16 protein-coding genes are annotated in these 22706 nt (G+C 49.1%); 4 read left to right on the top strand and 12 right to left on the bottom strand.

The annotated features are described in order from the left end of the window. Positions 1-512 precede the first annotated feature (512 nt). On the bottom strand, positions 513-635 hold the full coding sequence (locus ACO6UX_RS14885) for a hypothetical protein (protein WP_422448851.1): 123 nt from the start codon (positions 633-635) through the stop codon (positions 513-515). Between the two features lie 37 nt (positions 636-672). Here ACO6UX_RS14885 and ACO6UX_RS14880 point away from each other — a divergent pair, with 37 nt between their 5' ends. From ACO6UX_RS14880 to ACO6UX_RS14870, 3 genes are all read left to right on the top strand, one after another. Continuing rightward, a complete protein-coding gene (locus ACO6UX_RS14880) occupies positions 673-1467 on the top strand; it encodes a lytic transglycosylase domain-containing protein (protein ID WP_422448849.1) in 795 nt (264 codons plus the stop codon). 118 nt (positions 1468-1585) lie between these two features. Next, positions 1586-2242, top strand: coding sequence for a hypothetical protein (locus ACO6UX_RS14875; RefSeq protein WP_422448847.1), 657 nt, complete (start codon positions 1586-1588; stop codon positions 2240-2242). A 13-nt stretch (positions 2243-2255) separates the two neighbouring features. Next, positions 2256-2606 carry a hypothetical protein gene (locus ACO6UX_RS14870; RefSeq protein WP_422448845.1) on the top strand — a complete coding sequence of 117 codons (351 nt, stop codon included), beginning with the start codon at positions 2256-2258 and terminating at the stop codon, positions 2604-2606. A gap of 62 nt (positions 2607-2668) precedes the next feature. Here the strand turns inward: ACO6UX_RS14870 and ACO6UX_RS14865 are convergent, their stop codons facing one another. From ACO6UX_RS14865 to ACO6UX_RS14830, 8 genes are all read right to left on the bottom strand, one after another. After that, on the bottom strand, positions 2669-3301 hold the full coding sequence (locus tag ACO6UX_RS14865; protein ID WP_422448843.1) for a hypothetical protein: 633 nt from the start codon (positions 3299-3301) through the stop codon (positions 2669-2671). A 449-nt stretch (positions 3302-3750) separates the two neighbouring features. Then, positions 3751-6891: a hypothetical protein gene (locus ACO6UX_RS14860; RefSeq protein ID WP_422448841.1), complete on the bottom strand. Its 3141-nt coding sequence runs from the start codon at positions 6889-6891 to the stop codon at positions 3751-3753. A gap of 478 nt (positions 6892-7369) precedes the next feature. Continuing rightward, entirely contained in the window at positions 7370-9163 is a 1794-nt protein-coding gene (locus tag ACO6UX_RS14855; RefSeq protein ID WP_422448839.1) for a BatD family protein, read from the bottom strand. Next, positions 9157-11094, bottom strand: a complete 1938-nt coding sequence (locus ACO6UX_RS14850) for a VWA domain-containing protein (RefSeq protein WP_422448837.1) — start codon at positions 11092-11094, stop codon at positions 9157-9159. Before ACO6UX_RS14850 ends, ACO6UX_RS14855 begins: the two co-directional genes overlap by 7 nt. Then, positions 11087-12124: a vWA domain-containing protein gene (locus ACO6UX_RS14845; protein ID WP_422448835.1), complete on the bottom strand. Its 1038-nt coding sequence runs from the start codon at positions 12122-12124 to the stop codon at positions 11087-11089. Before ACO6UX_RS14845 ends, ACO6UX_RS14850 begins: the two co-directional genes overlap by 8 nt. Further along, entirely contained in the window at positions 12117-12614 is a 498-nt protein-coding gene (locus tag ACO6UX_RS14840) for a DUF4381 domain-containing protein (protein ID WP_422448833.1), read from the bottom strand. Before ACO6UX_RS14840 ends, ACO6UX_RS14845 begins: the two co-directional genes overlap by 8 nt. A 58-nt stretch (positions 12615-12672) precedes the next feature. Next, positions 12673-13611: a DUF58 domain-containing protein gene (locus ACO6UX_RS14835; RefSeq protein ID WP_422448831.1), complete on the bottom strand. Its 939-nt coding sequence runs from the start codon at positions 13609-13611 to the stop codon at positions 12673-12675. Between the two features lie 37 nt (positions 13612-13648). After that, positions 13649-14620 carry an AAA family ATPase gene (locus ACO6UX_RS14830; protein ID WP_422448829.1) on the bottom strand — a complete coding sequence of 324 codons (972 nt, stop codon included), beginning with the start codon at positions 14618-14620 and terminating at the stop codon, positions 13649-13651. A gap of 245 nt (positions 14621-14865) precedes the next feature. Between ACO6UX_RS14830 and ACO6UX_RS14825 the strand changes: the two genes are divergently transcribed. After that, entirely contained in the window at positions 14866-19713 is a 4848-nt protein-coding gene (locus tag ACO6UX_RS14825; RefSeq protein WP_422448827.1) for an NAD-glutamate dehydrogenase, read from the top strand. A 21-nt stretch (positions 19714-19734) separates the two neighbouring features. On the opposite strand, the gene ACO6UX_RS14820 is transcribed toward ACO6UX_RS14825, so the two are convergent. From ACO6UX_RS14820 to ACO6UX_RS14810, 3 genes are all read right to left on the bottom strand, one after another. Beyond that, positions 19735-21342, bottom strand: a complete 1608-nt coding sequence (locus tag ACO6UX_RS14820) for a hypothetical protein (protein WP_422448825.1) — start codon at positions 21340-21342, stop codon at positions 19735-19737. Between the two features lie 345 nt (positions 21343-21687). Continuing rightward, positions 21688-21993: a hypothetical protein gene (locus ACO6UX_RS14815; protein WP_422448823.1), complete on the bottom strand. Its 306-nt coding sequence runs from the start codon at positions 21991-21993 to the stop codon at positions 21688-21690. A 34-nt stretch (positions 21994-22027) separates the two neighbouring features. Further along, positions 22028-22561 (bottom strand): DUF2062 domain-containing protein, encoded by a 534-nt coding sequence (locus ACO6UX_RS14810; protein WP_209276541.1) that lies wholly within the window; start codon positions 22559-22561, stop codon positions 22028-22030. Positions 22562-22706: the final 145 nt, after the last annotated feature.

Raw genomic sequence — 22706 nt, 5'->3', positions numbered from 1 at the left:
TTGGCCAGGACGATCTTGCCTGTATCAGGATGAAAGTAAAAAAAAACCTATCAATAATGGCACAGCCTTTACGTCAGTTGAACCAAATAACAATAATTTTTCAAAAAAATCACATTATTACCTTACGGTATATCATTACCGGTTTATACAAAATCAATTCTCTCTGAATTTAATGGGGCGACGTTATGCTGGTCTGCTTAAGCTATCAATTGAGGCGTTGATAGAAAGAGCCATCAATTATTACAGGAGCGTGAAGATATCAATTCCACGAATCACGATTCAATTCCATTTGACCAACTATTTACCGGGGATAAAAGGTTGTCTGGGGGGATTCTGTCAGTCGGTCTTTAACAGCATGCCTCGAATTTCCGGTGTAAAATACGCTATATTTTTATGATCTTTGTCTTTTTGTCCCAGTTTAAATCTCTAGTTTCAATTTATAGAGTTTTTCGTCGCCATTGTTTGCTTTGGAGCCGTCGCTTGGAGTCTGCTGTTAGCACTACCGTTTTTATTCAGTCCGGAAAGCAGCCTGAGACACCCTTGTGCAATAAAAGTGCAGTAAAAGACGGGCCACTTTTGGCGGGTTGTCGGACGGGCTGGTATTTTCTGGCGTTGGCAGCTGTTGTTGTCTTCATGGGCTTTTCTCCTGTGCCATGCCATGGACAGGGGGACATGGCAGAGACGGAAAAGCGTCAAATGGATAAGCCCTACCGGCCGGTCTGCATTCATGACCCAAAAGATGGCTGGCAGTCGTTACGCCATGGTTTTCGGTTAATGGCCTACTATCACAATGCGAAGGTCAAAGAGCAGCTGAAAGCATTTCCCCAATATTATTTTAACCGTCTGTCCGAACGAATCCTGGTGTATCAATTTTATTTGAACAGGAAGATTCAGGAAAAAGGTCTGCCGGCAGAGCTGGCCCTGCTACCGCTGATTGAAAGCGAGCTTGACCTCAAAGCACGTTCATCGGCAAGGGCGATGGGGCTGTGGCAGTTGATGCCCCGAACAGCCAGGGCTTACGGACTTAAGGTATCGAAAAAGTGTGATGAAAGAACTGACCTGGAAAAAGCCACTGATGCCGCATTGACCTATATTGAGTACCTCTATAAAAGAACCAGTGACTGGATGTTAACCATTGCTGCTTATAACGCAGGCCTTTACCGGGTGAAACAAAGCATTGCTCAGGCTGAAGCGTCGGGAGAATATTCAGATGCGGGTTTCTGGAGCCTTGATTTGCCAGCTGAAACCCGAAAACATGTGGCCAAGTTTCTGGCCCTCAGCCATGTGGTTCTTCTGCCGGGTAAGCATGGCATCAGGTTACCAGCCCTTTCTGTTGTCGAGGGTGATGGTTTTTCCAGAGTCAAATCGGGCTATCACTCTCCAGAGTGTGTTATTCCCAGCGCTGGTTGTCTCTTTTGTCGCCAACTGGTGCTTATGGTGCTTTACATTTACTTTCAGGCACTTTAATCAGGCTGAATGACACTATTCCTAACCATCTTGTTAGTCAATCAAACTGAATACCCTGGTAAATTCCGGGTCTGATAAAGCATTACCTTAATTTTTATATCAACAGGGAGGTGGTTTTATGAGCTATCCAGGTGTTGCTCCAGTTTCGACTAATGTCAGTCAGACCCAATTTCATGCTCCTGCCATGGAGGGAAGCGGTCGTCGTTCCGTATGGTCAAGTATCGGCAAAGCTGCTGCAAAGGCTTGTGTCATGCCATTTCGCATTGCCTCAACGGTGGTAAATGGCGGTGTTTTTGCTGCCTATTACGTTACCGCTGTGGCTGTTACCGGGCTCGCTGCCACCGGAGGTGCTGTCTATGGTATTGGGAAAATGGCCACAGATGCGATCCGTGGAAAACCACACAAAAGCCTGCTGGAATATACCATCAAACCCGCCCGAGAGACTTTCAACTGTATTTCACGCCTGTACTATGAGCTGCCAAGACATGGATCTGAATTGATCTTCTCCGGTGTAGCTGTCGCTGCGGTAACTGTCCTGGCAATCGTGGCAATCGTGGCAGGAGATGGCAACAGCCACGTATGGATACATACCCCCTGCTGTTATCACAGTTGTGGCGATGCCGGAGGCACAGGTCACCAGAAACCTGCGGATGATGACTATAACCCTTCAGGCTTGTCTGCGGTACTGCATCCATACAGACCTTCTATTTTACTCGGACGTAAAATCATGGGGACAACTACACAGGTACTGAATAGCGGCCGGAAGGTTGACTGAAAAGGGGAAAAAAATGCGCATATTCATTAGCATACTTGGACTATTGTTATCAATTATATCAACGACTGTTGTGGCCGGTACGGAAACCGGATTGAAGATAATCAGTGTTGGTGCCCATGCTCAGGGAAGCAGAACTTTTTACTTCAAAGTTGACCGTACTATTGGTCCGTATGGTTGCCGAAGCGATTTGGTAAAAGTGGATTTATACAATGATTATGATTCACAGGCTGAGGTGATTTCAAACAATATCGTCCGATCTATGGTGCTTTCAGCATTTGCCACCAATTCTGATGTGCAATTGAAGGTTAGGGAAACATGCCTGCATTCCAATCCAACCATCTCACAGATTTGGTTGAGTAAATAAACTCACATAACGAACAGGGCGTTACATCAGATGCACTTTGCTTCCGGATTGGTAATGCTCCTTCAGTCTGTTGACTGAAAAGTGGGGGGGACTGATGTTAATTCTGCTTTTTTTGCCTCAGCTGCCAGCTCTGCTTTTTCCCTCGCCAACTCTTCACTCAAGCCTTGTTTTATAGCCAATCGATAGGTTGTTGTCCTTGTATACCTTATGGGCTGGTCTGCCTTACCTTTATCAGATGCAGCGAATTTGGCCCACCTTCTGGCGCTGGCCTCTTTGCATTTATCGGATGCCATGTATTTAGCCCTGGCCCTGGCTATGGCCTTCCTGCCTTTTTCGGATGCAGCATATTTGGCCCTTGACGTCTTGCGTTTATCAGATGCGGTGTATTTGGCTATGGTCTCTTTGCCTTTATCGGATGCCATGTATTTAGCCCTGGCCCTGGCCATGATCTCTTTGCCTTTATTGGATGCCTGATATTTAGCTTTGGCCCTGGCTATGGCCTTCCTGCCTTTTTCGGATGCAGCATATCTGGCTCTGGTCGCGTTGCGTTTATCGGACTCACTCACCTCTTTCAGTGTCTTAAGTGCCTGGGGCAGATCAGGAGTGGGGGGCAGAAGTTCGCCGTAACCGGAAGATTCAGTTGCTTTAAACTCAACAGTGTTGGCAGGAGCCTGCTGTTGAGTGTACCTGATCAACGGACTGACTGCCGCAATGGAGCGTGGTGGTGGCTGGGAAAAAGTAACTGTTGAATGTACAGAGGGAGGTAAATGGAACGTTGAAAAAATACTCAGAGCACGTGAAGAACCGGGTGTATCCTGATTCGGTAATTGTTGTTTTAAATATCCAGAATGGGACTGCCTAAGTATCTGTACAGGATAACCGAACCCGCTGAGTTGTGAGCTTGAAACCTCCGCCAGTAATAGCAAGGGATTTTTTTGCAACTCCTGTAAACAAGGAGATCCATAAAAGAGAGTTGAGTCCGGGCTAAACCTGTACATTACATTACTGAACTATTGAATTACACCCTGAGACCACTCCTTCATTATGAAAGTTCAACTCTGATACAGCCCATTTGATATTTACGTCAGCCAATTATAAAGATTGGCTAAGGCTATTAATCCGGATATTGGTTAGTTGAAAAAGACTATTGTACGACTCCCAGCTGTGTTTTAAGTTCTGTAAAACCTTTAATGACTTGCTCAAGCTGCTGTTCGGCAGAATTGCGCATATCACAAACTGAGCTGTCAACTTTCCACTCCCTTTTTGATTTCTCCAGCAGTGCTTTATAAACGGCGTCCTTTGCTTCTTTGCCCTGATCTGCTTTACCGACGTCTGGCACACTGGTAACCTCTTTTGTTTTAAGTGTTTTAAAAAGCTGCTTTCTTGTAGCTAAAAGATGAGATATGTCAGGCACCGGTTGCAGGTCTTTCAGGTACTGCTTTACATCGTTCATTTCTTCAATGATAAACGCTACCCTTTGCTGCAGGTGATACATTTGCAGATCATTTTCCTCACTTGCCTGGCCGACCATCATATCCTGAGTCAGTTGATGGGCGGCATCTCTGCCTCGATCAAGGGCTGACTGATACAGGGAAGCGCTGGTGAATGCACGTTTGATCAGGACCTGAATCTGCTCTGGATCAGATAACCGCGTAAGGAAATTGATGCTGCTGATGCTGATTGGCTGATTTGGATTTCTATCATATAGCCACTGGGCGTCATACTGCCATGGATGTTGAGCAGCTTCCTTAAGAGCATCATCACAGAAGGCTCTCATTTTGTCGAACTTCTCGACAAAAAGTGTGGCCCGGTTAAATTTATCCGTACACTTATTGCATAGGTTGTAGGCAAGATCACCATAAACCCAGACAGCCAATACGGGGGATTGCTGTATTTCAGGAAATACAGAATCGACTGTCGTCAGTTCGTTAACATAGTTTTCACCGTACTCAAGATTTTTATTAAACAGTTGCAGTCGCTTACTCATGCTATTAACCAGCTTTGCATGATCTGATTCCGGTTGTTCTTTCTCCTGTGGCTCAGATTTTACTCTGGTAATCTCCTGTTGAAGCTGCTGTTTTCTTTTGTTTCTTATTTCCTGTTTCTGTTTTGCCCGCTCCCTTTTTTTCATATTTTCTCGTAATATGTCATGATTGCTTTTTTTCTCACTCTCAAATTCATTAAGATAATCCTGACGTACCCTGTCAATTTCAGTGAGTCGAATTTTACACGCTTCATGGAGAGTCTTTATACAAGCTTCCAGATTTTGTGACTCAGTGTGAACAAGGTTGGATTTCTGAATGACTTTTTGATGCACTTGATTGAGTATCGAGCAGCAACTGTTCAGTTGTTGTATAAATTGATTATGTGTCGAAAGGTCATCCAGGAAATTATTAGTCAGTGTTGTTAATAAACTATTAGTAATCTCTGTTGCTACTCTGGCTAATCGAATCATGGATATTTTGTTATTGCCAGCTTGTCCCGTTCGAAATATTTCATGGTCAGATAGCGTTTTAAGGAGGCACATGGTGGTGTTTAACAGCCCCGGGTGCTGCAATGATTTTACCAGAATCATCAGGGTCGTACTTTCCAGTTGTTCTATAGATTTAAGCCAAGCGCTTTTAACGTTGCCGGGTACTTGTGCTACCTGTTGCACCAGTAAATGCTGAAGCGGGCGACTTTGCAGCAAGAGGCACAGTGATTCAGTAAGCATTATGAACTCTTCGGTAAATATTGAAGAATAGTCAGACAGTGTGTTAATACTCACAAGAAGAGCATCCATTGAGTAGGCAGTAGCATCTCCAATTTCCTGTGTATTTTCCTCACCCAATTTAATCATTTTGTAAACAAGATCAGAGGTAAATTGTATATGCCACTGAATGCACTGCCTGGAAAAAGTTTCTGGCACCTTGGCAGGTGTATTGTTATCCGCCTGCTGGTTCAGCTTGATACTCAGGGTTTTTGCTAATGACGTGATGGTATTGATAATGTCCGCTGATTGTTTATCATGGCTTTCATTAATGGCTTGCTGTGTTTCACTGATAGCAAAAAGTTTTTTTCCATATTGTAACAATGGTTGACTGGACAAACGTGGATGGCAGTAAATCGTCTCTGCCGACCTGATGAATGGGGCTTTGAGTGTAAAAACCTTTTGGTCAAAATAGGGGTAGTAGTACATGCTGGTAAAATCCAGATTCCATAGATCATCTGTTTCTATTTTTTCCACGTATCCTCTTACCTCTTCGGTTTTGGCCATTTCTTTCAGCTGGTTCATCTCTTTGCCAGAACACTTATAAAATGCCAAATGCGCGGCCAGACTGTTTCTTACTTTTTCCCTCTGAGTAAACTTATCCGGGTCTAATGAAGCAGCAGTATGGTTTAATTGACTGCTCAGTGGGTGAATATTTGCATGGGTTGTTGGTCTGACCAAAAGTATATCAGTCGATGGCAGTTTTTTTATTTTATGTAACGGAGGTAGTTTTACCGTGCTGTTATTTTCCCTCAGCTGGTTTTGTAGTGTCTTGTGCTGTTTTTTTAACTCGCTCCTGGAAAGCTTTATCCTGTTCCCCTGTTTATCAAAGCTATTATCGGTGCGCATTTTCTGATGAAAATCGAAGCATTCGAGGTAAAGCAGCCTGAGTGCCCAGGGTGTTTTTCTGGCAGCCCCGGGGTGCCTGAGTTGCAGGACTTGTTGGACTGAAAAATATGTCCCGGGACTATTCGCGTAATCCGGGGCTGATGAAGGCGTTAACTCAGCACCGGCCTCATTAGATTTCGTACCTGTAACCTGCGGGAGTGGTATAGCTCCCACTGGTACTTCATCCTCTGCCTGCAGCTGTTGGGATGGGCATGCTTTTTCATTGTTGCTGGCAAAAGCGTTTGCCGGTTGTCTGTCATCCCTCCGGGATACCTGTTCCTTAGAACATTGCAGTGTTTTTGGCACGAACTCGTTTGCTTCCGGATCCAGATTAACCTTTGTCGTTATTGCTATTTGTCTATCCGCTTTCACCATGGTTGCCTCAGGCTGAGCAGTCTTGCTCTCAAATCCCTGGCGAAGCGCTTTATCATGCGTAAGGCTCTCAACCGGGCAAGAAGGTGGCCAGCCTGACACTTGATCAGAAGTTACTGCCACAAAATCCTGCCCGGGAAATGGACGGAATGTTGCATCGTAAGTGTCTGGCTCTATTGCCAATGGCAGTGTGTTCATACTGATTGGTTGTTGTTGCGGAAATGGAATGACAGGTTGATTTCCACAATATACGGCAGCAACCGGCTGACCGGTCATTTGGGTTGTTGCCAGAAATTGAACTGGAACTGTTGAAACGGGAAGGATGCCCCTTGAAGAAATATCTGTAGTTTGAAAAGGATATGAATTAGGACAACAGGGCATCAATGCTTCGCAATTTAATGGAGCCGGGTTTTGTACATAGCCGCTTTTGACATGAGGAGTGACAGGCAATCCTGAAACTTCTGGCTCTGGATAATGCACCCGTTCATCAATGTTCATAGGAGGCAATGGCATTCTAAAAGTTCTCTTAATTAATTTATCCTGATTTTTTTAAACTGTATTATAGAAAAATTTTCCATTTTAAATGCGATCAGTTTCAGTTTCAGTTTCAGTTGGTCAGGCGGGAGTGACGGCTTTTGTTAAATATACCTGATTGCAATTTATTGTTAGACGGTTAGGCAGAACGTATTGGGCCAGGGGCAAAATGACATAAAATGAATTTGCTGAGAGGATGCTCCCAGCAAGTTAAGCGGATCTATTCGGGATACAGCTCACCGAGCTGCTGATCTTTTTTCCGACCAGACTTTGTACCTTTGAGCTTTTTGCACACTGCCAGCAATGCTGTCAACTGCTCTTCTTGAGCAGCTGTGGCAGCCCCTCCTGCCTGAGTTTGATAAAGACTGGCGGTCAGTTGGTTGCAGATATCGCTCAGTTCCTCTGAGCCAAGCTGGTTGAGACAGTCGGTCAATGAAGTCCGGTTCTCGTTGTTAAGGTTGTTGTTAAGGTTGTTGTTAAGATATATGCGACACCAGTTTTTCAGTTCACTCAACGTCAACCGAACATCGTTCTGCAGGCAGGCAGCTTCCAGTTGCCGGAATGCTTCTGCTTCAGAGGCGTGTTTCCCGGATTGATGACGACCACCCATGTTAGTGATGGGTTGATCTGACTTTGTTGCGGCACCGGATTTGAACCGCCAGAGCCCCAGGGTCACCAGCCATAACAGTGCAAAAAAAGCGGTTAACCACTGCCAGAAGACAGGTGTCTGCCAGATGCTGGCAGGCTCCAGCGGTGTTGTATCGCTGACTCTCGCAGGATCCGGACATTCAGCAGGCTTGTCTGTTGGCAATGTGGTCGGGGAGGTCACGGTTAAGGCATTAGCGTTTGGATCGGCGGATACCTCTATCTCTGTTGCAGGCAGTCTGGAGGTTTTAGTCTCGCCACTTGCTGTATCAAACCAGGTGTATTCAATCGCGGGCAATGTGATTTTTCCGGGGCGGGTAGGAATCATGGCTATGGAATCTGTGCGCTGCCCTTGAACGCCATTGGCTGTTTCCCGGTCTGCTGTCCCGGATTTATCCGGGTAGCTGTTCACTCCCTTTGGCTGAGTCATCAGAATAGGTGGCAGTTGTGCGGCACTGAGACCGTCGGCATTGACGGTAATGGTTCGGGTAATGGCATCCCCCACCTGCAAACTGTCCAGTGGCTGACTCCATTGCTCCTGAATCGTTACCTTTCGCGCGGGTAACCAGGTGTCACCCGCAGGGTAGTTTTCAGGTCTGGGTTTTACTTCAATTTGTATCTCCCTGGAGCGGGCAAGTACGGGTTTGCCACCACTGGAAAAGAAACTGCCAAATGGATCCCGGGGCTCGGCCGCCACACCGGTAAAGGTCAGTGATGGTATGATTATTTCGCCCACCGATTGGGGATGAATCGAGTACTTCAACTCAAATCCCCGGTAGCGAATACCCTCAATAATGGTATCCAGTTTCCGTGTTTCCCCCAGCTGCTGAATCAGCGCATCGCTGATATCCAGGGCGCTCAGCCGGTTATCATCATACAGCTGGACTCTGGAGAGAATGGTCAGGGTGAAGATCAGCTCCTGCTGGACATAAATACTGTCACTGCTGACCTCGGCGTTCATCAGGATTGGGCCGGTATCCGTTGTCGGGTCATCGGGTCGGTTATCGCGGACGGTGATGGTAACCGCTTCAGATTGCCGGTCACCCAGTTGGATGGGTGGAATCACCAGCGTTCCCTGCTGTTTCGGAGCCAAGGTAACCACCCAGTCGCGGGTAAACTCCCTTTTGCCGTTAATGATGCTGGTCTTGTTCTGTTGCCGGGTGCCCAGTATGTCAAAACTCCACTCCAGGGGTTTCAGGTCCGGAGCGTCACTGGAACTTTCATCCGTGCGCAGGGTGAGTTCCAGGGTTTCATGGCTGGCCAGTGATGTTCTGTTAACACTGGCGGTAAATGCGGCATTGGCCATCATGGAAACCGAAAGACTGATCAATGCGGTCAACATCAAATAAAATGACTTTCGATTTACCATGATGCCTCCTTCGTTCTGTTTTGCTGTTGTTGAGATAGTTGTTGAGACTGTTGCTGATGCAGAAACTTTCTGCGTAATAAACCACCCGGGTCATCCGGAATGGTTCTCAGCCAGCTTTCAATAGCCTGCTGTTCGGCAGAAAGTGGCTGCTCATCTTCCCCTTCATCCGAAGCACTGGCCGTTGTTTCCGGAGCTTTATCATCAACTTTATTTTTTTCGGCCTGAGCAGACTGTTGCGATGGACTGGTGCTGTCCTTATCTTCAGACGGTTCAGATTGGGCTTGTTGTTGATCTTGCTGCTGGTTCTGATCAACGGGTGGGTTGTTCTGTGGGCGCTGTTGCGCTGAAGATTCCTGCGCGCTGGTGTTTTCACCGGTCTGGTCATTTTCAGGAGCAGCGTCATCCCGGTTGTTGTTTCTGGATTGGTTATTATCGCTCCGGGACTGCTGCTGGCTATTTTCACCCTGGCCACTTTCTTGTCGGGTGCTATTTTGCTGACTGTCGTTTCCCTGATTTTGCTGCGATTGATCGGACTGCTGCTGCAATAACTGTTCAACCAGATGACGGTTGAACCTGGCATCCTCCATATCGGGTTGTTGGGATATTGCCTGGTCATAAGCGTCAATGGCTTCCTGAAGTTTGCCTGCCCTGGCCAGTGCATTGCCCCGGTTGTAAGCCGATATGGGCTCAATCGTCTGATCATCAGGAGAGTTCAGGGTTGTTGCAGATTCCTCAAACTGCTGATTCCGGAATAAAGCTTCCGCTTTCCAGGCCGGATCATTGAACAGGCTGGCTGCCAGCTCCGGATTCTCCTCCTGTAGCGCCTTCTGCCCCTGCTGATCCCGTGTCAGCCAAAGGTCATTCCAGCTCAATGCCATGGCATCCTGGGGGACCGGCAACAGGGAGACCATGATCAGTACTAACCACCCACGGCAAAAGCCCAACAGGGCAGCAGGTAATAGCAGCCATACCAGCCAGTAACCGGCGTCGTACCACTGATCAAGCTCACGGTCAGTTGATATCTGTTCACCGAATAGTGGATTGATGTTGCCTGTTGGCAGGAGGGCTTGCAGGTCGGTAGCTGCAACGGTCATGGTCTGGTATCCACCGCCATTGGCCCGGGCCAGTGACTGCAGACGGGACTGCTCCAGTTGAGGGACAACAATGGCTCCCTGTTGATTTTTCAGATAACCGCCATCAGGCAAGGGAATCGGTGCCCCCTGTTCCGTTCCGGTACCAAGGATGGATAAACGGATACCGCTGTTCTGTAGCAGGCTGGAAATCTGCTCCGCCTGTGCTGCGGTCATGGAGCCCGTGACCAGTAAAATATCGCCGGACTCACTGCTGCCCTGAGTCACGAGCTGTTTTGCCAGGCGCACTGCTGCTACAGGGTTGTTACCCTGCACGGGCATAATGTCAGGGCCAAGGGCTTTGGTCAGATTGTTTAATGTACGACTATCGTCTGTCAATGGCGCTACGGTATGGGCAGAGCCAGCGTAGGCGACCAGGGCAGAGAGTCCTTCACTGCGCTGGTTGAACAAATCCTGCAGCTTGAACCGCACCCGGGTCAGGCGGTTGGGGGAAAGATCCGCCGCGTACATGTGATAGGAGAGATCAACGGCAACCACCCAGGGCTGTTGATGTTTACTGACGGGTACCGGCTCCTTCTGCCAGGCAGGACCGGCAAGGGCCAGAGAGGTGATCACCCAGCCAGTCAATACCAGCATCAGCGGCCAGCGATCAGGTTTCTGCTGCTCTCCTTCCAATAACCAGGGTAGAAGCGCAGGGGCAATGACTTTAGACCAGCTGCCCCGATCCCGATGTTGTCGCCAGAGCAGGAATACCAGGGTGATGCAGGGCAGTAGCATCAGCAGCCAAAGTGGTCTGAGAAAATGGAATTGATCCATAAACAAAGAGAAAAATTCAATCATGGTGAGCCTTCCCTTTGTCAGCTTGCCAGTGGTTAAGAGCGCTGGGGAAATTGATCTTTATCATTGCCGGGATCAGGCTTAGCAGCAGCGCCAGCCCCAGTGGCCAGAAAAACAGGTTCTTGCTGGGGCGAAACACCTCTTCTTCCTGAACGACAGGTTCAAGCTGATCCAGCAGTGCGTAAATCTTATTCAGTTCCTCAATATTACGGGCCCGGAAATACTGACCGCCTGTCAGTTCTGCCATTTCCTGTAAGGTTTGCTCGTCCAGGTCCGCCGATGGATTAACCCGGCGGGAGCCAAAGAAACTGCGCTCCACCATCTCTTCAGCCCCGAGGCCAATAGCGTAGATTTTGATGCCTTCTTCCCGGGCAATCTGGGCAGCCTGCAGTGGCGAGATTTCTCCGGTGGTGTTGGCACCATCGGTCAGCAAGATAAGCACCCGACTGTCTTCGGGGCGCTTACGAAGATGCTTAACGGTAAGACCCAGGGCATCTCCGATGGCTGTCTTGTTGCCCGCCATCCCGATAGCCGACTCATTCATCAGTGTTTTGACCGTTTCCCGGTCAAAGGTCAGCGGTGTTTGCAGATAGGCCTGGGTGCCAAACAGGATAAGTCCAAGCCGGTCGCCACGGCGGCGCTGGATAAAGTCATTCATCACCGCTTTGGTGGCGCTCAGCCGATCAACCTGACGGCCATTGAGCACCATATCTTTGATCTCCATACTGCCTGAGAGGTCAACGGCCATCATCAGGTCACGACCACTGTCTTGTATCTCAACGGGGTCTCCCAGCCAGACCGGTTTGCTGGCAGCAATAAGCAGCAGTAGCCAGATCACACCGGGTAGAATGGTTCGTTTGCCAGAAGGCGTTTCCTGTTCTGCCCGTTGCTCTCCCACTATGGACGACAGCTTGCCATAAAAAGGGGTATACAGCGCGGCATCATTATTACTGCTGGCTGGTTTGACCCATCGATAAACCAGCAGAGGTAAGGGCAGGGCAATCAGTATCCAGGGCCATTCAAGCTCAAGCATGGTGTTTCTTTATCCATTGCCGGGTGAGTTTATACACGTTCGCTGGCATCTCGTCAGGAGTGCCGTGGGTTGGCGTTAGCGGTATCTGCGGGTTATAGCGGTGGTTATTGAAGGCGCTGTGGTTGAGGAAGTCGGGCATATCACCGGTATCCGCCAGGAACTGGCACCAGGAAGCCCCGCTCAGCCCGGCAACCTTGTTTGCAGGAAACGCATGCAAGGCTACCCGTTTTAACAGTTCATTGGATTCATTGGCCAGTCTGTGCAGCGACTGATGAGCCTGATAGTCAGCGTGAATTTTTCTGGCTTGCAGCAGTGCCTCTGAGCGATAACGGTTTTTCTGCCAGCGACGCCAGCTATAGACGGTAACCAGAACCATCAGGGCAATACCAATCAACGCCAGAAGCCACCAGCCAATGGCGGGTGGCCATAATCCAACAGGGTCCGGGAGATGGTTCGGGCGGAGTTGGTCCAGAGGATTTTGCAGGTCCATAACTAAGTCCCCTGAGGTGCCGTAAGCTCAAAACAGGCGTTAACCACCAAATATCTCTTCACTGAGCCAGCTCCCTGTTGTTCGTCCTGACACCATACAGCCCCAACAACTGCAGCGCGGTGGGTGTGGCGCAATTAATCTCCAGCAGCGGGATACGATACCGCGCCAGCATCTGCTTCAGCTGTTCATGGTGCGCCAGATACTGCTGATGGAACTGCTGGCGCAGCTGAGGGTGGCCGGTGTTCACCGACAGGTTATGCATGCCATCGGTTATCCGGTATTGATCCGGAGCTGGCAGATGCTGTTCCAGAGGGTCGTTCACTTTGATAGCCATCAGTTCATTGTGCCGGGCCAGCTGAGCCAGATGCTGTTCGGACTCTTTATTAACATGGCTGAAATCGCTGATCAGAAATATCTGGGTGCCGGGATGTGCCACTCGCCGGGTGTGCCTGAGGGTTCTGGCCAGCCCATGTTCCGCATCCATACTGGCTATGGAGGCAAGGCGGAGTTTCCGATTCATCCGTTCCGTCTGGTTAAGCCAGTGCATCAGCGTTTTTCTGGAACGCTTTGGTCGTGTTTCATTCAGCTCATGTTCATTGAAAATAACGCCGCCAATCCGGTCACCATGGTTAAGGGTGGCCCAGGCAATCAGAGCGGAGATTTCCGCCGCAGTGACGGATTTGAAGTTCAGTTGGCTGCCAAAGAACATGGCGTGGCTCTGGTCGAGCAAAATCATCACCGGCCGCTCTCGTTCTTCATGAAAGACTTTGGTGTGCGGCTTCATTCTCCGGGCCGTGACCCGCCAGTCGATAGAACGGATATCATCCCCGAACTGATAGGCCCTGACTTCTTCAAAGTCGATACCACGGCCCTTGAACGGGGAACGGGAGTTACCCAGCATCTGCCGCTGGCTGCGTCCCTGGCGAAACAAAGGCAGGTCCCTGGCCGACAACCGCAGATTAACCAGGCTCTGTAATGTACAGTAGGCTCCACTCATGGCTTGAATAGCCCTTTAAATGCAGGTGTGAATCAGTTCAGGCGATGGGAACTACGTCTAATAGCTGGTTGATGATCTGGTCTGCATCTTTACCTTCGGCTTCAGCTTCAAAAGTCAGCAGCAGGCGATGGCGCAGCACGTCGTGGGCGATCGACTGAACATCATCAGGGGTGACATAATCACGGCCATCCAGCCAGGCATAAGCGCGGGCGCAGCGATCAAGGGCAATGGTGCCCCTGGGGCTGGCACCATAATCCAGCCATCCTGAGAGTTGATCGCTGTAGCGTTCCGGGTGGCGGCTGGCATTAATTAACTGAACAATGTATTCCTCAACCGATGGCTCCATATGCACGGTCAGCACTGCCTGGCGGGCCTGCAGAATTTCTTCCTGGGTAAGCGTGGATTGTGGGCGCTCAACCGGCGTCTGCATGGCTTCTCCCCTGGCCAGTTTCAGAATGGCCCGCTCTGCGTCAACACCGGGATAGCCGACCCGGACATGCATGATAAAGCGATCCAGCTGGGCCTCCGGCAATGGGTAAGTGCCTTCCTGTTCAATGGGGTTCTGGGTGGCCATCACCATAAAGACCTCAGGCAATGGGTAGGTTTTCTGGCCAACACTGACCTGCCGCTCGGCCATGGCTTCCAATAATGAAGACTGAACTTTGGCCGGTGCGCGGTTGATCTCGTCCGCCAGAATCAGGTTGTGGAAAATCGGGCCGGGCTGAAACCGGAAGCTGCCATCTTCCGGCAGATAGATGTCGGTGCCGGTGACATCGGCAGGCAGCAGGTCAGGGGTAAACTGGATTCTGTGGAAATCGGCATCCAGGCCATCGGACAGTGCTTTAACCGCCCTGGTCTTGGCCAGGCCGGGCGCACCTTCAACCAGCAGGTGTCCGTCAGCCAGCAGGATGATTAACAGGCGGTTAACCAGATGTTCCTGGCCAATGATGGTGCTGGAGAGGTAGTTTTTCAGCTGACTGAATTGGGTAAAACAGTGGCTTGATGACATTTTTTTCAACCTGGCAATCTGTCTGCGTCTTTAAAGAGAGTGCATGGCACCACTTTTCAGTCTTGAAATTCTACAAGTCATTTGTGCTATTGATAAGCCCCATCCCTGTGTCTTGTCGAATGCTTTACGGTTAACTACTTAAAGGCCTTATTTTCCACAGCGCCCTTCAATATAGGTTTGCCAAGGCCGATGGTCTAGTACATGGATTTTTAAACAGATATCTATTCAAAATGGAGAGGCCAGGGATGGGGCAGTTAAATAGTCAGGAGCGTGAAGAAACTCTGGATAAACTGATCAGTGATCTGGCTACCCATATTCCGGTAGAGCAGCTGGATAGCTTTCATGAGTTTGTCTACCGGTATTACTCACTGGATACCCATGAGGATCTGGTATCCGGCAACTGGCAGGAACTGCTGGGCGCTACCCACTCATTCTGGAAGTTTATTCAATACCATAATCCGGGCCAGCCGCGCATTGAGGTGATCAATCCGGAATATAACATGCATGGCTGGCACTCAACCCATACCGTCATCCGAATCCTCCATCGGGATATGCCTTTTGTGGTGGACTCGCTCAGGATGAAGCTGAACGATTATGGCTCGACCATTCATTTATTGCGCAATGGCGTCTTCTATTCCCGGCGTGCCGCAGACATGACCCTGCAGTTTGGGGATGAACGGGGTGAGGGTGAATTTGTTTGCCAGGAGGCCTTTGTTTATCTCGAAATTGACCGTTGTGAAGACCAGAGTCAACTGGACCAGCTGGAGAGTCAATTAAATGCGGTTCTGAGAGATGTCAGTCGTGTTGTCGATGACTTCGGTGAAATGACCGGACGGGTGAAAAGGCTGGCGGCTATGGCCGGAGAGCCGGGGGCTATGCCGGGAGGCTTGCTGAAAAAAGACGATGAGGTTCAGGCCTTTCTGGAATGGCTGCTGGATGATAATTTCACCTTCCTGGGTTACGAAGAACTGATTGTCACAGAACATGAAGGCAGTCGTCGTCTGAGAAGACCGTCGGAGTCACTGTTTGGGTTGTTGAAACCTGTCAATGAAGGTCAGCCCGGTCAGCTGTCACTGGAACCCTTTATTGAACATGATCTGTTTGAGCTGACCGAACGGCTCTCGTTCTCCAAAGCTTCTGTCCGTTCCAGTGTTCACCGGCCAGCCTATCCTGACTTTATTACTGTGCGACGCTTTGATGAGCAGGGGCGCATTGTGGGTGAGGCGCGTATTGTTGGTCTCTACACCTCTCCGGTGTATCGCAAGACGCCCTACGCCATTCCCTATATCCGTAATAAGGTGTCGGCAATCCTGCAACGCTCTGGTCTGGACCCCAAAAGCCATCATGGCAAAGACCTGGTGCAGATACTGGAGATTTTCCCCAGGGATGAACTGTTTCAGACCAGTCAGGACGAACTTTTTCAGACCGCCATGTCAATCCTGCGAATGCAGGAGCGGAAACAGATAAAAGTCTTTATCCGCCAGGATCCCTACGGGCCATTCTGTTCAGCGCTGGTCTATGTGCCAAGGGATATCTACAGTACCCGCTTCCGTCGGCGGGTGGAAAACATTCTCTGTCACCGACTGGAGGCAGAAGACAGCGAGTTTACCACCTATTTTTCTGAGTCGATCCTGGCCAGGGTTCATTTCGTGTTCAAGTTGAAAGGGCGGATTGATTACAATCTGGATGTGATTACCCGGGAGATTATGCTCGCGGGATCATCCTGGAATGATGACCTCCGGACAGAGGTGCTGGAAACTTTTGGGGAGGTGCGGGGGAATAAACTGCTGGCAAGGTTCTCCGATGGGTTCAGTGCCGCCTATCAGGAAGCGTTCAAGCCCCAGTCTGCGGTGACGGATATTCGCCATTTTGAAAAAATGGACAATGACCGGCCGCTGGCCATGGGGTTTTACCAGTCACTGGACGATGCTGCCGGGCTGGTTCACCTGAAGCTGTACCATTTTATCGAGCCTCTGCCGTTAGCTGACCAGATTCCAATTATTGAAAACCTGGGTCTGCGTGTGCTCGGTGAGTATCCCTATCTGATTAACACCGCTTCCGGTGACACCATCTGGATCCATGACTTTCAGTTAAGTTTCGATTCACGAATTACCATTGATCTGCAAAAAGTGGGTCCTACCTTCCGGGAAGCGTTTGAAAAAATCTGGTTCGGGGAGGCGGAAAATGACCGGTTCAACCGGCTGGTATTATCTGCTGGCCTGAGTTGGCGGCAGGTTGCCATGCTGCGGGCTTATGCCCGTTATATGAAGCAGATTCGTGTCGGTTTCAGTCAGACTTATATTGCCGAAACGTTGTGCAATAACATTGAGATTGCCCGGTTGTTGGTGGCGTTGTTTGAGGTTCGCTTCAACCCCATGCTGAAGCTGTCCATAACCCAGCGGCTTGCTCGCCAGCAGCATATTCAGCAGCAAATTCTCCATGGGCTTGATCAGGTGGAAGTGTTGAGTGAAGACAAGCTTATCCGGTGTTATCAGGATGTGATCAAGGCAACACAGCGAACCAACTTTTATCAGCAGGATGACGAAGGCAGTGCCAAGTGGTATATCTCCCTGAAAATGGCGGCAAGGGAGATACCGGACATTCCCAAACCGGTGCCACTGTATGAAATTTTTGTCTACTCGCCCATTGTCGAAGGTGTTCACCTGAGAGGGGGCAAAGTGGCCCGAGGCGGTTTGCGCTGGTCTGACCGGGTGGAAGATTTCAGAACGGAAATTCTTGGACTGGTCAAGGCCCAGCAGGTGAAAAATGCGCTTATTGTCCCCGTTGGTGCCAAAGGCGGTTTTGTGCCCAAACAGTTACCGGTTGATGGCAGCCGGGAAGCGATAATGGCAGAGGGGATTCGCTGTTATAAAACCTTTATCAGAGGACTGTTGGATATCACCGATAACCTGGTGGAAGGTGACGTGGTTCATCCGGATGGCGTGGTGATGTATGACGACAGTGACAGTTATCTGGTGGTGGCCGCGGATAAAGGCACGGCAACGTTTTCCGATATCGCCAACGGCATTGCACAGGATTACAACTTCTGGCTGGGGGATGCCTTTGCTTCCGGGGGCAGTGTGGGTTATGACCACAAGAAGATGGGGATTACCGCCAGAGGTGCCTGGGTTTCGGTGCAGAGACACTTCCGGGAAAAAGGGATACATGTCCAGCAGGATGTGATCTCTACCATTGGTATTGGCGATATGGGCGGAGATGTTTTTGGCAATGGTATGTTGTGCTCCGAAACCATTGCTTTAATTGGTGCATTCAATCATCTGCATATTTTTGTTGATCCCAATCCGGATGTTTATCAGAGTTTTGCCGAGCGCCGTCGTCTGTTTGATTTGCCTCGTTCCAGCTGGGCAGACTACGACACCAGTCTTATTTCTAAGGGCGGGGGCGTTTTTTCCCGCCAGGCAAAGTCAATCGCCATCAGTCCTGAAATGAAGGAACGCTTTGGTATTACCGCCAGTCATCTGCCACCCAATGAGTTGATTCGCTGTATGTTACGGGCCCCGGTTGATCTGTTATGGAATGGCGGTATCGGTACCTACATCAAGTCAATGAACGAAACCCACAGCGACGTGGGGGATAAGGCCAATGATCCACTGAGAATTAATGGTTGTGAAGTTCAGGCCAGTGTGGTCGGGGAAGGGGGGAATCTTGGGCTGAGTCAACTGGGGCGTATGGAATATGCGCTGCAGGGCGGTGGCTTGAATACCGACTTTATCGATAATTCCGGTGGCGTTGACTGTTCTGATCACGAGGTCAATATCAAGATTCTGCTGAATGATATGGTCGCCAATGGCGATATGACCATTAAACAGCGAAACCAGCTGCTGGAAAGCATGACCGATGAAGTGGCCGCCCTGGTATTGACCAATAACTACCGTCAGACCCAGGCGATTTCTGTGGTTGAATCGGACGTTGCCTCAAGAATGGGCGAGTATCGTCGTTTTATGCAGCACCTTGAGGAGCAGGGTAAGCTGGACAGAACCATTGAGTTTTTGCCAGATAATGAAGCGATGGCCGAACGGGCCGCTAATGGGCAGGGGTTAACCCGGCCGGAATTGTCCCTGTTGATTTCATACAGTAAAGCTGACCTGAAAGAAGCGTTACTGAACTCGACAGTGATTGATGATCGATATCTTACCCGGGAATTATACAGTGCCTTTCCCCGGATTCTGGTGGACCGCTTTCCGGAGGAGATCAGAAAACATCGTCTGCGCAAGGAGATTATCTCTACCCAGATTGCCAATCATCTGATTGATATGATGGGGATTACCTTTGTTTATCGGCTGCAAATGACCACGGGTGCGTCATCGGCCGAGATCGCCCGTGCCTTCAGTGCCAGTCGTGATGTGTTTAATGTTTCCCGTTACTGGATGATGATTGAGCAATTGGATCATAAGGTTTCCAGTGCATTGCAGTACCGGATGATGGGCGCATTGATCAAGCTGGCGAGGCGGACTACCCGCTGGTTTATCCGCCTGAAGCGTCAGGACCTGATACCGGCCGAGTGTGTTGAACATTATGGGCCCAGGGTGGAGAAATTCCTCTCCTGTTTTACCGAATCCCTCGGTGAAGAAGAAAAGGCAGAGTTGGACAAGGCCGTTGACAGTATGGTTGCACAAGGCGTTCCACAGGCGCTGGCTCTGGTGGTTGCCGGGCAGCGTTATCTGTTGAGTGTGTTGCCCGTGATCAGGGTAGCCGACGAAACCGGGGTTCCCCTGGAGGTGGCCATCAGGACTTTCTTTACCATAGGTTCTCGCCTGGAGCTGAACTGGTATGGTAATGCCCTGTCGCAACTGGAAGTGACTAATCACTGGCAGTCTCTGGCACGGGACAGCGCCAGGGACGAGTTGAGCTGGCAACAGCGTAAATTATCCGAAGGGCTCATCACCATGGCGCAGGATGGCGTACCCATTGAGCAAACCATCGATAAATGGATTATGGATAACCATGCCCTGGTAGCCCGCTGGCAGAGCATGCTGGCCGAAATACGCAGTGCGCCACAGGCCGACCTGGCCATGTTTGCCGTTGCCAATCGTGAGTTAATGGATCTGGCTCAGGTTAGTTTGCATGGATAGTAACTGAGACAGCCTGATAAATTACTGCTCAGTTACATTAAACGCTGGTTCCAGAACTAATGGAGCAACATCCAGTTTATTCCAGAACCAGCTTGTACTGTTTGGAATCAGTTTTGAGCGGGCAGCATATCGGGCGTGATAATTCGCAAAAAAATACTGGAGAAACTCAGGAAGAATATAAACACTGTAGGGCTTTGATGGGCATTTTCTGGGCTCATAGCCAAAGGCGTGCCCTTTGATGGCGTTGGTTATCAGTATCATATCATCCGGTTGAAAATGTATCTGGTGGCTTTCTGTTTCTGATCTGGTTGTTACCCGGAAGGGGCGGTTCACTTTTCTGGGAAACAGCGTTGCCAGGGCGCGCAGGTTGTGGACTTCATCAGCAAATAGCTGATGCATATCAATAAGGTGCTGGTTTTGATGATGTTCAGCGATGTGAATAACAAAATTTGTCGCTGTATTGCTGATGTTCAATGAATTATCAATCCAGGATAATAAATTGAAAATAATGTTGATGGCTTCCTCTGGTGACACCTCTTCAAGGTCCAGAGTCAGGGAGGGGGCAAATACGGGTAGCACGGCTGCATTATTTTTTCTTAATAGCTCGACTGTTCTTGTTGCCACAGTTTCTCTGGTGGACTGGTGGTTGCCAGAGTGAATGCTCGGCATCAGGGGCTCGTCATATAAATAACAGAGCACTTTGTAAAACTGTTCTAATGTTTGAATATTGGTGTACGGGTGATCTTTTACAAATGAGCTGTTGCCATGAATGAAATGATTGGCTTTTAAATCGTATTTTCCGGTATGCACTTCAAGCTGGTCGTAAAGCCGCTTTATCGGGTAATAATGTTGATTAACCTGCTGCTGAATGTTTCTGTTAACGGGGTATTGTGGAGAGACATTGGAAAACAGTATTTGAAAATATATCTGGGTTAGCAGATTGCTGATCAGATCGGCAGCTTTCTCGCCATATACGAAGTCCGAGGTTTGCTGGTTTGTTAATAACACAGAAGTATCGGGCAGCTGTTGCAGCCTTTCAAACGCCTGCTGAAAGAGTGCTGCCTGCTTGCTTCCATAGCTATGGTGATGCATATCCCTTGCAGCTACAGGATTGTTTTCCAGCAGAAACCAGTTTTGTGCACTCAACAGTCTTCTGTGGGTATGAACGTTGTGCTCTTGTCCTTCAAGAGCGATGATCTGATTGGCGATATCTGCATTAGCGATGAAATAAATTCTTTTGCCTTTGAAGGATAACTCGTAATAACCGTGTTTAGTGGTTTTGGCATAATCGTTAAGTGCCTTGATATCCCGGTAAGAGATGATATACAAATTGTTGATTCGAGATGCTGCCTGAAATGCCTGTAGCAGACTGCTTTTAAACACCCATGACAGCATCGGTGATTGTTCATGAAGCCTCTCAATTGAAAACAGCGTCTCGGTTAATATGGGGACTGCACGCTTGGCGACAGAATATCTCAGGCTATTGTTTTGCGGATGCTCAATGTCACAGTAGGCCATTTTTGTGGCTAAAACGGCAATGGCAATGGCGAGCCCGACAATCAACTTAATATAACGAGGGCCTGTATGCTTTTGCTTATGGCTGCCTGTGTGTTTTCTATTAAATAACATGGTTAATGGTCACTTTTACCGGAGATCTGGTCAACCACAGATTGATTTAAATGTTATGAATTTTATTTTTTAAAATTGATATTTCGAAATTGTATATTGTCAGGGATTTGCTGCTGTCAGGTACTCATAAAACATCGTCAATAAACACTTAGTCTGCTTTTTGAGTCATATAGTTCCGCATGTTGCTGAAATTGGTTTCAGTCAACCATTCAAAAGTGGTTTTTAGTCTGGAAAGCAGCGGCTTGATGCACCAGAGGTGATATTCCAATTCAGAGTGATTTTGCTGGCAGTTACCAGCCGTCCGGACACAGGGTTTACCCGGTCAGACGGCCCGGCAGGCAGGCTTCAGGGCGTTTCCTGAAGGTATTGGCTTGGGTCAATGTAGAGACCAAGGGAGCGCTTATCAATGCGCTTTTCCTTGTTTTCAGTCTTGCCGACTTCCTGATATCTGAAGACCACCGTATCACCAACATTGACATCCAGTTGCTTGTCGGCCGCCAGGTATTTGTAATCCTCACCAGCAACCGTCAGGGTATGGATATAGTAATCCGGCATCCCCAGCCAGTCGCTGTGAGGGCCATCGGTGCTGATAGCTTCAAGCAGACCACGACCTTCCAGTTTTGGCTGGCGTTTTTGAAAACTTCTTTGCATGGGGCTGTTATCTCTAGAGACTTTTGAATAGCGGTTAGTTGAAAGGACCGGGTCGGGAGCGACGTTTGTTTCTCTGGCGCCAGTGGATGACAACATTCCAGCGCCAGGCCGCCCGAATCAGCAGGTAACTGATAAAGCCGAGCACAACGCCTGATACCAGCGATCCCAGATAAAGAGGCTTCCACACACGGGCAAGTCCGGCACCCAGACCTTGTACGGTGAGTTCAAAGGAAGCTTCACTTACCGGTGTCTGAAGGATAAAACAGCCAATTTTGTATGTAAAATAGAATATGGCAGGCATGGTCAATGGGTTGGTTATCCAGACCAGTGCCACAGAAAGAGGCAGATTGCATCGGAAAACAATGGCCAGACATGCCGCCAGAATCATTTGGAAAGGCATGGGAATAAACGCAACAAATATGCCGACAAAAAATGCGGCAGCAGCGGAGCGGCGATTCAGTTGCCACAGGTTTGCATCATATAATGCAGAACCCAGAAACCGCAGGTGGCGATGTTCCTTGATGGTTTTTGGTTCCGGCAAATACCTTTTAATCAGTTTTTTCGCCATATCCTTTCACTATCTTACCGCTATCATGACATCAACTCATTATGCTCTGAGCTATGACTTTAGTTCATGGTTTGCAGAGGTTGCCAGTTTTCCAGTATGGAAGTCTTGCCAGTTGCCTTCAATCGATTCGGGATTGGCTTTTCCA

The sequence above is a fragment of the Endozoicomonas sp. ALB091 genome (assembly GCF_049310265.1).
GTDB lineage: Bacteria > Pseudomonadota > Gammaproteobacteria > Pseudomonadales > Endozoicomonadaceae > Endozoicomonas.
This window is presented reverse-complemented; position numbering and strand designations above follow the sequence as displayed.

Excerpts from the sequence above, each read along its gene's own strand:
- ACO6UX_RS14885 (WP_422448851.1), bottom strand. The coding sequence starts at position 635 with ATGAAGACAACAACAGCTGCCAACGCCAGAAAATACCAGCCCGTCCGA.
- ACO6UX_RS14880 (WP_422448849.1), top strand. The coding sequence starts at position 673 with ATGGCAGAGACGGAAAAGCGTCAAATGGATAAGCCCTACCGGCCGGTC.
- ACO6UX_RS14875 (WP_422448847.1), top strand. The coding sequence starts at position 1,586 with ATGAGCTATCCAGGTGTTGCTCCAGTTTCGACTAATGTCAGTCAGACC.
- ACO6UX_RS14870 (WP_422448845.1), top strand. The coding sequence starts at position 2,256 with ATGCGCATATTCATTAGCATACTTGGACTATTGTTATCAATTATATCA.
- ACO6UX_RS14860 (WP_422448841.1), bottom strand. The coding sequence starts at position 6,891 with ATGACCGGTCAGCCGGTTGCTGCCGTATATTGTGGAAATCAACCTGTC.
- ACO6UX_RS14855 (WP_422448839.1), bottom strand. The coding sequence starts at position 9,163 with ATGGTAAATCGAAAGTCATTTTATTTGATGTTGACCGCATTGATCAGT.
- ACO6UX_RS14850 (WP_422448837.1), bottom strand. The coding sequence starts at position 11,094 with ATGATTGAATTTTTCTCTTTGTTTATGGATCAATTCCATTTTCTCAGA.
- ACO6UX_RS14845 (WP_422448835.1), bottom strand. The coding sequence starts at position 12,124 with ATGCTTGAGCTTGAATGGCCCTGGATACTGATTGCCCTGCCCTTACCT.
- ACO6UX_RS14840 (WP_422448833.1), bottom strand. The coding sequence starts at position 12,614 with ATGGACCTGCAAAATCCTCTGGACCAACTCCGCCCGAACCATCTCCCG.
- ACO6UX_RS14835 (WP_422448831.1), bottom strand. The coding sequence starts at position 13,611 with ATGAGTGGAGCCTACTGTACATTACAGAGCCTGGTTAATCTGCGGTTG.
- ACO6UX_RS14830 (WP_422448829.1), bottom strand. The coding sequence starts at position 14,620 with ATGTCATCAAGCCACTGTTTTACCCAATTCAGTCAGCTGAAAAACTAC.
- ACO6UX_RS14825 (WP_422448827.1), top strand. The coding sequence starts at position 14,866 with ATGGGGCAGTTAAATAGTCAGGAGCGTGAAGAAACTCTGGATAAACTG.
- ACO6UX_RS14820 (WP_422448825.1), bottom strand. The coding sequence starts at position 21,342 with ATGTTATTTAATAGAAAACACACAGGCAGCCATAAGCAAAAGCATACA.
- ACO6UX_RS14815 (WP_422448823.1), bottom strand. The coding sequence starts at position 21,993 with ATGCAAAGAAGTTTTCAAAAACGCCAGCCAAAACTGGAAGGTCGTGGT.
- ACO6UX_RS14810 (WP_209276541.1), bottom strand. The coding sequence starts at position 22,561 with ATGGCGAAAAAACTGATTAAAAGGTATTTGCCGGAACCAAAAACCATC.